Annotated in this window: 14 protein-coding genes; 5 read left to right on the top strand and 9 right to left on the bottom strand. The window is 64.2% G+C overall.

Features of this window, described 5'->3' with window-relative positions; genetic code table 11:
* The first annotated feature begins 16 nt into the window (after positions 1-16).
* The 5 genes from BG023_RS13310 to BG023_RS13295 are packed head-to-tail and all read left to right on the top strand — an operon-like array spanning position 17 to position 6,528.
* Complete coding sequence (locus BG023_RS13310) at positions 17-1,510, top strand: MFS transporter (RefSeq protein WP_233993010.1); 1,494 nt, start codon at positions 17-19, stop codon at positions 1,508-1,510.
* Positions 1,510-2,874, top strand: coding sequence for an alpha-amylase family glycosyl hydrolase (locus BG023_RS13305; RefSeq protein WP_069310870.1), 1,365 nt, complete (start codon positions 1,510-1,512; stop codon positions 2,872-2,874). Before BG023_RS13310 ends, BG023_RS13305 begins: the two co-directional genes overlap by 1 nt.
* Positions 2,875-2,906: 32 nt before the next feature.
* On the top strand, positions 2,907-4,985 hold the full coding sequence (locus BG023_RS13300; RefSeq protein WP_233993009.1) for a glycoside hydrolase family 97 protein: 2,079 nt from the start codon (positions 2,907-2,909) through the stop codon (positions 4,983-4,985).
* A gap of 26 nt (positions 4,986-5,011) precedes the next feature.
* Positions 5,012-5,140, top strand: a complete 129-nt coding sequence (locus BG023_RS15135; protein WP_257784901.1) for a hypothetical protein — start codon at positions 5,012-5,014, stop codon at positions 5,138-5,140.
* Entirely contained in the window at positions 5,137-6,528 is a 1,392-nt protein-coding gene (locus BG023_RS13295; protein WP_069310869.1) for a PucC family protein, read from the top strand. The genes BG023_RS15135 and BG023_RS13295 overlap by 4 nt, the downstream gene beginning before the upstream one ends.
* Positions 6,529-6,676: 148 nt before the next feature.
* Here BG023_RS13295 and BG023_RS13290 read toward each other — a convergent pair whose 3' ends face one another.
* The 9 genes from BG023_RS13290 to puhA all read right to left on the bottom strand — a co-directional run bounded on the left by BG023_RS13290 (position 6,677) and on the right by puhA (position 13,015).
* Entirely contained in the window at positions 6,677-6,940 is a 264-nt protein-coding gene (locus BG023_RS13290; protein ID WP_233993008.1) for a light-harvesting protein, read from the bottom strand.
* A gap of 13 nt (positions 6,941-6,953) precedes the next feature.
* Positions 6,954-7,109 (bottom strand): light-harvesting protein, encoded by a 156-nt coding sequence (locus BG023_RS13285; protein WP_069310868.1) that lies wholly within the window; start codon positions 7,107-7,109, stop codon positions 6,954-6,956.
* A gap of 488 nt (positions 7,110-7,597) precedes the next feature.
* Complete coding sequence (gene hemA, locus BG023_RS13280) at positions 7,598-8,818, bottom strand: 5-aminolevulinate synthase (RefSeq protein WP_069311335.1); 1,221 nt, start codon at positions 8,816-8,818, stop codon at positions 7,598-7,600.
* Positions 8,819-8,841: 23 nt separating this feature from the next.
* Positions 8,842-9,621, bottom strand: coding sequence for a putative photosynthetic complex assembly protein PuhE (puhE, locus tag BG023_RS13275; protein WP_069310867.1), 780 nt, complete (start codon positions 9,619-9,621; stop codon positions 8,842-8,844).
* A complete protein-coding gene (acsF, locus tag BG023_RS13270; protein WP_069310866.1) occupies positions 9,615-10,676 on the bottom strand; it encodes a magnesium-protoporphyrin IX monomethyl ester (oxidative) cyclase in 1,062 nt (353 codons plus the stop codon). Before acsF ends, puhE begins: the two co-directional genes overlap by 7 nt.
* Entirely contained in the window at positions 10,673-10,975 is a 303-nt protein-coding gene (locus BG023_RS13265) for a hypothetical protein (RefSeq protein ID WP_069310865.1), read from the bottom strand. The genes acsF and BG023_RS13265 overlap by 4 nt, the downstream gene beginning before the upstream one ends.
* Entirely contained in the window at positions 10,975-11,460 is a 486-nt protein-coding gene (gene puhC, locus BG023_RS13260; RefSeq protein ID WP_069310864.1) for a photosynthetic complex assembly protein PuhC, read from the bottom strand. Before puhC ends, BG023_RS13265 begins: the two co-directional genes overlap by 1 nt.
* Positions 11,457-12,218, bottom strand: a complete 762-nt coding sequence (puhB, locus tag BG023_RS13255) for a photosynthetic complex putative assembly protein PuhB (RefSeq protein ID WP_069310863.1) — start codon at positions 12,216-12,218, stop codon at positions 11,457-11,459. The genes puhC and puhB overlap by 4 nt, the downstream gene beginning before the upstream one ends.
* Complete coding sequence (gene puhA, locus BG023_RS13250) at positions 12,209-13,015, bottom strand: photosynthetic reaction center subunit H (protein ID WP_069310862.1); 807 nt, start codon at positions 13,013-13,015, stop codon at positions 12,209-12,211. Before puhA ends, puhB begins: the two co-directional genes overlap by 10 nt.
* Positions 13,016-13,055: the final 40 nt, after the last annotated feature.

Here is a 13,055-nt window from a genome sequence, read left to right as displayed (position 1 = left end):
TGCGCAAATCTGGAATATGAGCTTCGGCTTTCTGGGAATCCAGATCGGCTTCGAACTGCAGAACGGCAATGTCAGCCGCATCTTCCAGACTTTGGGAGCCGATGTCGGCGAGCTGGCGATCCTGTGGATTGCGGCGCCGATGACGGGCCTGATCGTCCAGCCGATCATCGGTCACCTGTCCGACAAGACCTGGAGCCCGCGTTTCGGGCGGCGGCGGCCCTACTTCCTGATCGGCGCGCTGCTGGCCACTTTCGCGCTGTTCGTCATGCCCAATGCGCCCGCGCTGTGGGTGGCGGCGGGGATGCTGTGGATCATGGACGCCTCGCTCAACATCACGATGGAGCCGTTCCGTGCCTTCGTCGGCGACAATCTGCCCGATCACCAGCGCACCCGCGGCTATGCGATGCAGAGCTTCTTTATCGGCACCGGTGCGGTGATGGCGGGCGCTTTGCCGTGGGTGATGACCAACTGGCTCGGCCTCAGCAATACCGCGCCCGAGGGGATGATCCCCGAGACGGTGCACTGGTCGTTCTACATCGGCGGGGCGGCGCTGCTGGCGGCGGTCGCGTGGACCGTGTTCACCACGCGCGAATATTCGCCTCAAGAAATGGCCGGATTCGAGGCGGCGAGCGGCGAGGAGAAGGTGGCCCGCGCCACCATCCAGCGCAGCGCCGGCCAGTTCCTGAGCGGCGGCACTGTGTGGATGATCGCCGGCATCGCGGTCGCCGCGTTGGTCGCGGTGGCGCGGGGGGATAGCCGACCCGCCTTCCTCGGCACGATCGAGGTGGCGAAGGATCTCTATGTCCTAGCCGCGCTGCTCGGCGGGTTCGGCGTGATCCAGCTCGCTGCCGGAATGCTGCGCGGGCAGGGCCGCAATGACAGCGGCTTCATGGAGGTCGTGAACGATCTGTTCGCCATGCCGCGCACCATGCGCCAGCTTGCCGTGGTGCAGTTCTTCAGCTGGTTCGCGATGTTCGCGCTGTGGATCTACGGCACGCCGGGGGTCACCGAATACCACTTCGGCGCGAGCGACGCGGCGAGCAGCGCCTATCAGGACGGGGCCGACTGGTGGAGCCTGATGGGATCGGTACGCAACGGGCTTGCCGCTGCCGCCGCACTCGGCTTCGTCGTTGTCGCCGCCAAGATTGACCGCACGCGGCTGCATGCGATCAACCTGATGCTGGGCGCGGCGGGCTTTGCCGCGGTGCTGCTGATCCGCGATCCGGCGCTGCTGTGGATCCCGCAGATCGGCCTCGGCATTGCCTGGGCCTCAATCGTCTCGCTGCCCTATGCGATCCTCGCCGGCTGCGTCCCGTCCGAAAAAATGGGCATCTACATGGGGGTGTTCAACGTCTTTATCGTGGTGCCGCAACTGCTGGCGGCGACGCTGCTGGGCTTCCTCGTGACCAACCTGTTCGGCGGCGAGCCGATCTATGCGATGGTGATTGCGGCGGTCAGCTTTGTGCTGGCGGCGGGCGCGACGCTGCTGGTTAAGGAACACGCGGCGTGATGCGTGCCGGGGTCGCCCTTGTCCTCGCCGCGCTGGCCGCTGCGCCGGTCGCGGCCAAGCCTGCCTATACCCCGCGCCCCGAGGTTCAGCTGACCAATGCCGACTGGACGGCAGATGCGGTGCTCTACCAGCTCAACACCCGTCAGTTTACGCCTGAAGGCACCTTCAAGGCTGCGCAGGCGCAGCTCCCGCGCCTCGCCAAGATGGGTGTCGATATCATCTGGCTGATGCCGATCCACCCGATCGGCGAGGTGGAGCGCAAGGGCTCGCTCGGCAGCCCCTATGCCGTGCGCGATTACCGTGCGGTCAATCCGGAACTGGGCACCGAGGCCGAGTTTCGTGCCTTCGTTGACGAGGCACACCGGCTGGGGCTCAAGGTGATCCTCGACTGGGTCGCCAACCATTCCGCCTATGACAATCCGCTGACCCTCAGCCATCCCGAATGGTACACGCGCACTCCCGAAGGCGCGCTGACCAGCCCGGCGGGAACCGACTGGTCGGACGTGGCGGACTTCGATTACGCCCAGCCCGGCCTGCGCCGCTACATGACCGAAAGCCTCGTCTACTGGGTGCGCGAATTCGGGATCGACGGGTTCCGCTGCGATGTCGCAGGCTATGTCCCGACCGATTTCTGGGAGACCGCGCGCGCGCAGCTCGACAAGGTCAAGCCCGTCTTCATGCTCGCCGAATGGGAGCAGCGCGATCTCCACCGGCGCGCCTTTGATGCGACCTACGGCTGGGGCTGGAAGGAAGCGATGCAGCGCCTCGTCAAAAGCGGCGAGGGGGCAGGGCCGATGCGCGGCTATTATGCCGGACAGTATGAGACCTGGCCGCGCGCGGCGATGCGGATGGTCTATACCGAAAACCACGATCAGAATTCGTGGGACGGAGTGGCGAGCACCATCTACGGCCCGGCTTACGAGGCGGCGATTGCGCTGTCTTTCACCGGCAGCGGCCTGCCGCTGATCTACAACGGGCAGGAAGCTGACAACGACCGCCAGCTGAAGTTCTTCGAGCGCGATCCGATCGTGTGGAAGGAAGGCCGCCACGCTGCGCTCTTCGCCAAACTCATCGCGCTCAAGACCGCGCATCCGGCGCTGCACAATGGCCGTTTCGGCGCAGCCATGCTTGAGGTGCCGACCGATCGGACCGCCGATGTCTATGCCTTCACGCGAGGCAAGCCGGGCGAGCGGGTGTTCGCGGTGTTCAACCTCAGCCCCCGCGCGCACACCATCAGCTTCAAGCACGCGCGCCACTTCGGTGCCTATACCGATGCGCTGTCGGGCGAGGCGGCCAGCTTCGCGGGCGGCGAGACGCTCGATCTGCCCGCATGGGGCTACCGGATTTACACAGAGACCAAGTGAGGCGGCCGCCCCCGGGGGCCGCAAGGAGAGGGATGATGACGAAGCACTGGAAATCGCTGGTTACGCTGGCGGCCATCGCGTGGGCCGCTGCGCCCGCCCACGCCGAAAGCCTGACGCTGGCCTCGCCCGACGGCAAGATCACCGTCACCGTCAGCGACGATGGCGGCCTTGCGACCTATGCTGTCAGCTTCGAAGGCGAACAGGTGATCGCGCCCTCGCGCCTCGGCATGCTGTTTGCCGAGCATCACGGCTTCGAACGCGGCCTTGCCATCGCCGGATCGGCCCGTGCTAGCCAGAACACCAGCTGGGAACAGCCCTGGGGCGAACGCCGCGTGGTGCGCGATCAGCACAATGAACTCGCGGTCACCTTCAACACCGCCAAGGATGGCCCCGCACGCAGCATGACCGTGCGCTTCCGCGCTTTCGATACCGGCATCGGTTTCCGCTACGAACTGCCCGAGCAGGAGGCGCTGAAGGGCGATGTCGCGATTGTCGAGGAGCTGACCCAGTTCGGCGTCGGCGAGAAGACCACCATGTGGTACACCCCGTCCGACGAGTTCAACCGCAACGAATACATCTACCGCGTCGCACCTGCCGGGCAGGTGGACGATGCCCACACGCCTTCGACCTTCCGCACCACCAGCGGCATCCACATGGCGATCCACGAGGCGGCGCTCGAGAATTATTCCTCGATGTCGCTCGATCAGCTGCGCCCCGGCAACTTCCAGGCGAACCTCAGGAACTGGGCGGGCGGGCCGAAGGTCAAGACCAAGGCCCCGTTCAAGAGTCCGTGGCGCACCATCCAGATCGCGCGCGATGCGGTGGGCCTGATCAATTCGGACATCGTGCTCAACTTGAACGAGCCCAACGCGCTCGGCGATGTGTCCTATGCCAAGCCCGGCAAGTACATCGGCATCTGGTGGGCGATGCACATCAATGATCGCACCTGGGCGAGCGACAAGTACCACGGCGCCACCACCGCCGAGACCAAGCGCTACATCGATTTCGCCGCCAAGCATGGCTTTTCCGGCGTGCTGGTGGAAGGCTGGAACAAGGGCTGGGACGGCGACTGGTTCAACAATGGTGACCTGTTCAGCTTCACTGAGCCCTATCCCGATTACGATATCGAATCCTTGAGCAAATATGCCGCGTCCAAGGGCGTGGAGATCATCGTCCATCACGAAACCTCGGCCAACCTGACGAACTACGAAAAGCAGCTCGAAGCGGGGCTCGACCTCGTCAGGAAGATCGGCTCGAACTACGTGAAGACCGGCTACGTCTCGGACGCGGGCGATGCGGTGTGGGTGGATGACAAGGGCATCCGCCACTACGAATATTACGACAGCCAGAGGATGATCGATCACCACCTTAAGGTGATCAAGGCTGCGGCCGAGCGCCAGATCGCGATGGACACGCACGAACCGGTCAAGGACACGGGCCTGCGCCGCACCTATCCCAACTGGATGAGCCGCGAAGGCGCGCGGGGCATGGAGTTCAACGCGTGGGGATCGCCGCCCAACCCGCCCAGCCACGAGCCGATGCTCGCTTTCACCGCGCTGCTTGCAGGTCCCTTCGACTACACCCCCGGCATCTTCGACCTGCGCCCCAACGAGCGCCCGCCGGTGCGCCCCGACATGAAGCGCGGCGACCCGAAGAACCGCCCGCAGACGACGCTCGCCAAGCAGCTTGCGACCTATGTGACGATCTACTCGCCGCTCCAGATGGCCGCAGACCTTCCCGAGAACTACGAGAAGCGCATGGACGCCTTCCAGTTCATCAAGGACGTCGAAGCCGACTGGGAAGAGAGCATCGCGCTGGCGGGCGAGGTTGGCCAGTATGTCGCGATGGCGCGGCAGGGCAGGAAGTCCAAGGAATGGTTCCTCGGCGCGGTGACCGACGAGAACCCGCGTGATCTGTCGCTGGCGCTCACCTTCCTCGAGAAGGGGAAGAAATACCGCGCCCAGATCTACCGCGACGGCCCGCACGCGCATTGGGACTACAACCCCTATGATATCGTGATCGAGGAAAAGGTGGTGACCGGCGGCGATACGTGGTCGGTGCACCTCGCAGCCTCGGGCGGGGTGGCGGTGCGGTTCGTGCCGGTGAAGTGATCCTCCCTCCGAAGGGTGGCGGCGGCATGGACCTCGTCACCCTAACCGGCGGAAGGTCTGCCAACGATGCCGTTGCGGACTTGCGGCGCAACATCTATTCGGTTTTGTACAAGGCGGGGGTCAAACGCATCCGGGGGTCGCAAGCGCAGCAGTGAAATCGTTCGATCAGAAGCTGATGTCGCTATGGATGCGCTGGGGCAAGCGGGTGCTGCCGTTTGCCGACGCCGCCGACGATAATCTGCCGCTGTCGCGTCTGCTGCGCCTGTCGCTGATCCAGTTTTCGGTCGGGATCTCGCTGACCTTGCTGGTCGGCACGCTCAACCGGGTGATGATCGTCGAGCTTGCGGTTCCCTCGACGATCGTCGGCGTGATGCTGGCCCTGCCTTTGCTGTTCGCGCCGTTCCGGGCGCTGATCGGCTATCGCTCCGATACGCACAAGTCGGCGCTCGGCTGGCGCCGGGTTCCCTATATCTTTCGCGGGACGATGGTCCAGTTCGGCGGACTGGCGCTGATGCCCTTCGCGCTGCTGGTGCTGGCCGGCGCGCTGCAATCCGCGTCATGGCCGGCCTGGATCGGCCAGATCAGTGCGGGGGTGGCGATCCTGCTGGTCGGGGCGGGCGTGCATATCACCCAGACGGTGGGCCTTGCCCTCGCGACCGATCTGGCGCGGGAAGACCAGCAGGCCAATGTGGTCGGGCTGATGTATGTCAGCCTGCTGCTCGGCTCGATTGCCGCTGCACTGGCCTTCGGAACCTTCCTCAACGACTTTACCCCCGGTCGCCTGATCCAGGTGATCCAGGGCTGCGCGGTCGTGACGATGTTCCTGAACCTTGTCGCCAGCTGGAAGCAGGAAGCGCTCAATCCGGCCGCTGCCAGCGCCGCCTTGCAAGCGCCGCCGATGACCTTCAGGCAGACCTGGGACCTGTTTATCGTGCAGGCGCAAACCATTCGCCGTCTAACAGTGATCGGCGTAGGGACATTGGCCTTCACCATGTCTGATGTGTTGCTTGAACCCTTCGGTGGGCAGGCACTTGGGCTCGGCGTCGGCACGACAACGCGGCTCACCGCGATCTTGGCCGGCGGCAGTCTGGTGGGCTTTGCCATCGCATCCTATGTCCTGAGCCGGGGCCGCAATCCGGTCATGGTCTTCGCGGTCGGCGCGTTGATGGGCTTGCCCGCCTTCGCGATGGTCATCGCAGCGGCCCCGACGCAATCGATCTCCCTCTTCTCGCTCGGGGTGCTGCTGATGGGGTGCGGGGCCGGCCTGTTCGGACACGGCACGCTGACCGCGACGATGCGCGATGCCCCGAAGGGTCAGGTCGGGATGGCGTTGGGCGCCTGGGGCGCGGTGCAGGCCACGGCTGCCGGGTTCGGGGCGGCGATTGGCGGCGTGCTGCGCGATGTCGGGCGCGGTGTCATCCTTTCGGATGCATGGTCGCCGGTGACCAACGGCTACATCCTGGTCTATCTGCTGGAAATGATCTTGTTGGTTGCGGCCCTGATCATCACGGTGCCGCTGCTGCGCCGCCGCCATCCGGGGTAGCCTTCGCCACCGCGCCGATCGGTTGCGGTCAGCCCGCTGCATGAGCGGGGGGGCTGCACAAATGAAAAGACCCGGCACGAGAGGCCGGGTCTTTCCTTGTTCCCGATCCCTGCCTTTGCGGACCGGTCGGGCAATTGGCGGCGGAAGATTATTCCGCCGGCGCGGCCTCTGCCGGAGCAGGAGCAGCTTCCACGGCTTCGGCTGCAGGTGCTGCAACCTCGGTCACGGTGGCTGCTGTGGTCTCGACCGCAACAGCCTCGCTAGCACTGCCTTGCCAGAAGTCGGCAAACCAGGTGGTGTTGCTGAGGATGTTGTAGTGAACCGCGAGCGAAGTGAGCACCATCACGAGGAACATGATGGGGAGCAACACATTCGGGCTCACGTAGAGGAAAATCCGACCTTCTTTCATCATCGTCAATCCTCCTTCACTGCAGCCAGGGCGTCAGGACGAAAGCCAGCGCATGGGCGGCGAGCGCGATCGCGAAATAGATGCGCGTCCCCCATTTGAGGCCATCGTTGATTTCCAGGGCCTGCGCTTCCGTCAGGCCGGTCGGGTAAACATGGGTGTCAATTTCTGCCATCTAGCGAAACTCCTTCTGCATTTATGGCATTCGAGGAAACTCGGTATTGATCCCAGCCTTGTTCCCTAAGCATGCGGCTCAAGTAGATGCGTGAATTCTCAGCGGCCCGCCTCACACAATCGTCATGAAGGCCCCTGGCATCGAGTCGGAAATTGGTGCCCAATGCCCTGCGACTGTTGCAGTTTTTTCCATATACGTCAAATTTGTTTAACATTTTGCAATGTAAGAAAAACCTTACGGAATGCATGCGTTAAGGTGTGGTTCTGGCCTTTGCCGCGTCCCGAAAGCTGCCCCGCGGCCACAGATGCAAAAGAGGGCGGATGCCTCCCCAAGGCATCCGCCCCCACTCCCGTCCAAGGGAGATCTCGATCAATGTTGTCGGTAAACGCGGCCGGACGCAGGTCCGGGGGGCATCCAGCGGGCTTTAGACCCCTGTTAGGCCCCCTCTAGACCCCTTCCAGCCTCATGTTCCACGTGGAACAGTTGCCTCAGGCGGCCTGTTCCATCCGGGCGAGTTCGCAGTGCGACCAGATCTCGGACAGCGCCTTGATCAGCCGGTCGATGTCGCCATCGGTGTGCACTGGAGACGGCGTGACGCGCAGCCGCTCGGTGCCCACGGGCACGGTCGGGTAGTTGATCGGCTGCACATAGATGCCGTGATTGTCCATCAGCCAGTCGCTGATCATCTTGCACTTCTTGGCATCGCCAACCATCACCGGGATGATGTGGCTCGGGTTGTCGAGGTGCGGGATGCCCATGATGTCGAGCGCCCGGCGGACCTGCGCGACGCGCTTCTGCTGAAGCTCGCGCTCGGCATTGCTGGTCTTGAGATGGCGGATGCTTGCCGCAGCACCGGCCGCGATGGCGGGGGGAAGGGCGGTCGAGAAGATGAAGCCGCTGGCAAAAGAGCGCACAAAATCAACCAGATTGGCCGAGGCCGCGATATAGCCGCCCATCACGCCGTAAGCCTTGCCGAGCGTGCCTTCGATCACGGTGATGCGGTCCATCAGGCCTTCGCGTTCGGCCACCCCGCCGCCGCGCGGGCCGTAGAGGCCGACCGCGTGGACTTCGTCGATGTAGCTCATCGCGCCGTGCTTCTCGCACACGTCGAGGATGTCCGCGATGGGGGCGATGTCGCCGTCCATCGAATAGACGCTCTCGAAGGCGACCAGCTTGGGCACTTCGGGGCCATATTGCGACAGCAGTTCATCGAGGTGTTCGGCATCGTTGTGGCGCCACACCTTGTAAGGCGCGCGGCTGTGACGGATACCCTCGATCATCGAGGCGTGGTTGAGCGCGTCGGAGAACACCACGCAACCCGGGATCTTCGAGGCCAGCGTGCCCAAGCCCGCCCAGTTCGAGACATAGCCCGAGGTGAAGAGCAGCGCGGCTTCCTTGCCGTGCAGGTCGGCCAGTTCGGCTTCCAGCTCCACATGGTAGTGGTTGGTGCCCGAGATGTTGCGGGTGCCGCCCGCGCCCGCGCCGCATTCGTCGAGGCATTCGTGCATCGCTTCGAGCACCGCGGGGTGCTGGCCCATGCCAAGGTAGTCGTTCGAGCACCACACCGTCACCGCCTGCGTCTCGTCGGCGATGAAGCGCGTGGCGTGCGGGAACCGACCGCGGTGACGCTTGATGTCGGTGAACACCCGGTAACGCCCGTCGGCACGCACGATATCGAGCTCGTTGGCGAAAAAGGCTTCGAAATCCATCGGGTTTCCTTCTGTATTCATAGTCATGATCTGATCTTCCGCTTGGGCATGGCCCAGCCCCACAGCATTCCGTCACGGAACGGCAGGGCGAGAAAGAGGTGTTCGAGCGCGCCCAGCAAGGCGAGCGTGGTCAGCAGGCTCGCCCCCACCATCGCCGAGCTGCCGACCGGCGCTGCCAGCGCCAGCCCTGCGAACCAGATGGTCACGGCAGCGATCACGCCGATCGATGCGATCAGCAGCGCCGTCATCCGGTTGCGACCGAAATAGGTCTTCAGATAGGCCAGCTGATCGGGCAGCATTTCCGAGGTCGAATTGGGCACGCCCACGAACAGGTTGATCTTGGAGATCAGCCGCATGAGGAACATCAGCACGAACACGGTCGCGCCGATCTGGTTGGGGACGTTCCACGACAGCGAGATCAGCAGCAGCGCCGTCACCGCCAGCGCGACCTCGTGATGCATCACCGTCGCCGCAGCCTGCCGGAAGCGGGCGATGCCGGTGAGCGAGGGATCGCTCGGGCCACGACGCGGGCCGGCCGAGGCGCCGGTGAGAAAGCTGAGCTCGTGCCAGCCCCACACCATCAGCGCGCCGATGAAGGCGAGATAGACCGCCCACACCGAGGTCGAGAGCGAGGCGACCAGGATCACGAGCAGCCCGGTAATTCCGGCGATGCTGCCCACCATCAGGCTGGTCGAGAAGGTGGCGCGTTCACGGTTGTCCGCCCAGGCAATCAGCCCGGTCGCGATAAACCAGATCGCCACCGTCACGATGAACGGCACAATATGGCCGCTCCAGCTCACCACGCCGGTTGCAGCCGGATCGAGCGCGGCAGGGCGTTGGACTTGGGACGCTGCAGATACATCCGCGCAAAGGCGAGGCCGGCTCCGGCCATGCCGCTGGCGCGGGCGATCAGCCCGCCGATCCCGCCGCGTGCCTTGCCATCCTCGATGCGTGCCGCTGCGAGACGCAGCTTTTCCATCTGGCGGCGGAAGGCGGGGCTGTCGATGTCGAGTTCGACCGGGAAGACCTGGCGGGCGATCTGGTTGCAGATCTCGAACACCTTGTAGTCATACTCGGTCGGATCGACCCCCAGCGCGGCATGGAACACCGGGCGGTTGTGATCGCGCACATACATGGTCGCATAGACCGAAAGCAGGAAGAAGCGCACCCACAGCTTGTTGGCGCCTTCGAGCAGCTTGGGGTCCGCGCGCAGCAGCATGGCGAAGGCCTCGCCGTGGCGGAACTCGTCGTTGCACCATTCCTCGAACCAGTCGAAGATCGGGTGGAACTTGTGCTGCGGATTGCGCGCCAGGTGGCGGTAGATCGTGATGTAGCGCGCGTAGCCGATCTTCTCCGACAGATAGACCGCGTAGAAGATGAACTTCGGCTTGAAGTAAGTGTATTTCTTGGTCTTCGTCAGATAGCCGAGGTCGACGCCGATACCGGCATCCTTGAGGCTTTCATTGATGAAGCCGGCATGGCGGCTTTCGTCGCGCGCGAGCAGGCGGAAGAGCTGCTTCACATCCGGGTTCTTGGTGCGCCGCGCGATTTCAGCATAGAGCACGCAGCCCGAAAATTCCGACGTCATCGAGCTGACGAGGAAATCGGTGAACTCCTGCCGCAGCGAAGGCTCCAGCCCCTCGATCACGCCCTTGAAGCTGTCATTGTGCTTGAAGTGCAGCTTGTTCGGATCGCCCACCATGTCGGCGATCAGCTGGTCCCATTCGGCGCGCACCAGGCTGACATCGATCGCGTCGAGCGCGTCATAGTCGGTGGTGTAGAAACGCGGGGTCAGCATCGTGTCCTGCGTCGCGATTGCCATCGCTTCTTCGCTGGTCATCGGCTTGTAGGCGTTCATTTGATCCTCCCGGCGTTGAAGCTCACTTCGTAGAGTTCGCTGAGATCGAAATAGGCGGCGATCTTGGTCAGTCCGCGCTTGAGCGGGCTGGCGCGGGTCACGGTGGCCCGGCGTTCGAACACCTGACGGGTGCCGAACGGAATCTGGATCGGCGCGCCATGGACGCGCACCTTGTCGCCGGGCTCGATCGCGATGTCTTCGGATAGCTCGACATGGGCGTGGAAATGCTCGGAGCTCTGCTCGACCGTGATCGTGCAGGGCGTCTCGAAGCTGGTCGTAGAGAGGAAGGCGAGCGCCATCAGCGGGCCTCCCGCGGGGGCAGCATCGCGGCATAGACTGCGCGGTTGTCCGGCCCGAACGACGAGACCTCGATGCTCGCCTTGGTCACCGGATCGCGCAGCGTCAGTCCGCCGTTGGTCCATTCGACCAGTTCGAACGGCACTTCGGCGCCGTGGCCGCGGATCCGGCGCTGGTGGACGAGATTGCGGACCGTGGCGCGCACGAACCCGCCTTCACCCTGTCCGAACCGCGCCAGCACCTCTGCGCTCTGGCCGTCCTCGACCCGAACCGTGCCATCGGCTTCGTCGAAGAAGCGCAAGCTGCGCGTTACCGCGGCTGTCACGCCGGATGCGGCGCGTGCTTCGGCCGGCACGGCCTCGCGCGGGAAGAAGCCGAGGGTCACCGAAGCGGTCAGCACCAGCGATGCCGCGATCATCCCGCCCATCAGGTAGAGCGGCACCTTGTGGACGGTGATTTCGTCCTTCTCGTATTCGCGCACAATCATGCGGGCGCTCCTTCAAGACCCTGATCGCCGCGCAGGTGTGCCGGAGCGATGCGCGCCGGAATGGCGGCGGGCTGCGACCCTGTCTGACCGGCCTGCGACGCTGCATCCTTGATCTCGGTCAAATTCCGCTCGATCGCACCGAATTGCGCGCGCACATCGGCGATCATCCGGGCAAGGCCTGCCGCATCGGGTACAGCGCGCAGCATCGGCTGGGGATGCGCGTAGATCCAGGGGCGGACGTGCGGCCAGAGCAGCACCGTGCCGAGCAGCCGTTCGCCCTCAAGCTCCAGCGCGATGTCGCCATGGTCCGCGCTTCTCAGGCGCAGATGGGCGGATTTCACCTGCTTGAGCGGAATGTTGATCCGCGTCTCGATTGCCATGCCGATCCGCATGATCAGACGGCTATCGGTAAGGATATAAAGCGTGCTGCGGGCGCTGAGCCAGGCCAGCGTGTGAAGCAGCGCAAGCAGCGCTGTCCCCAGGACCGCCGCGACAATCGCCGCGTTGGTATTTCCCATCGCCAGAGCAATCACCACCAGTGCGGCGAAATAGGCGCCGAGCAGGCGCGTGTGGAAGGCCGTGCGGGCCAGCAAGGCGCGGTGCGGACGTCCCTTCCACAGCACCTTTTCGTCTGGCGCAGGCGTGCCCATGCGGTCGCCGAACGCCTTGGGCCCGTCATTTTCAAGGTCGCTGTGATCGAAGCCGGCGGGCAGCGGCGTTGCCGCCGCTGCCGCACCAGCGGAGGCATTCAGAGCCATGCTTCCGCCCTTTCAGGGGTGGCATACATGTAACCGCCGCCGAAGTAGGCCTGGATGCGGTCTTCTTCGTAGCGGCTGATGATGCCTGCGGTTTCCAGCGCCGGCACGTCTTCGAACTGCGCGGCGGTGATCGCGTCGATCTCGACATATTGCGGCTCGGTGTTGGTGGTCGGCAGCACCATGCTCAGCAGGCTGTTGCCATGGACCACGGCGACCATCATCGGGGCGAGCACCTTCTTGCCGCTATTGGTCTCGACTTCGAGATAGCGGATGATGTGTTCGGCCTGATCGACCCAGATGTCGGTGACCTTGCCCGCGGTGACACCATCGGCGGCCACCACCGACCAGCCGATCAGCTGCGGATCCTGCGGCGAGACGATCAGTTCATGGCTGTTGCCGATCGGAACGATGCGCGGACGGCCATCGAAGGTTATGTCGGGCGACTTCGAGCGATTGGCGAAGGCGGCCGGGCCCATGCCGTCCTTCATGGCATCGCCGGTCGGCACCCAGGGTGCGCCAGCGGCCCTGAAGGCCTGCACAGCGGGGACGTTGATATCGTCACGTGCGACGTCTTCGGGCGTATAGGTGCCGCGGCCGTTGGGCAGCTGGAAGGTCTTCTTCTCGCCATCGAACAGGCTGCCGGGAAGGAGCTTGCCGCTCCCTTCCTCTTCAAGCGGGTAACCTTCGCGGCGGCTCTCCCGGTTGAGGTAGAACACCAGCGCGATGAAGAAACCGGTGAACAGGATCAAAGCGAGCGCGGCAACGTCAATCGTGCCGAAGATGTAGGAGTCGTTCATTGGACATTCCTCTCATGCAACAATCCGGCTGAGGCGAAGC

Source organism: Porphyrobacter sp. LM 6 (assembly GCF_001720465.1).
Taxonomy (GTDB): Bacteria; Pseudomonadota; Alphaproteobacteria; order Sphingomonadales; family Sphingomonadaceae; genus Erythrobacter.
The sequence above is the reverse complement of the archived record's forward strand: the minus strand, read 5'-3'. Positions and strand labels throughout refer to the sequence as shown.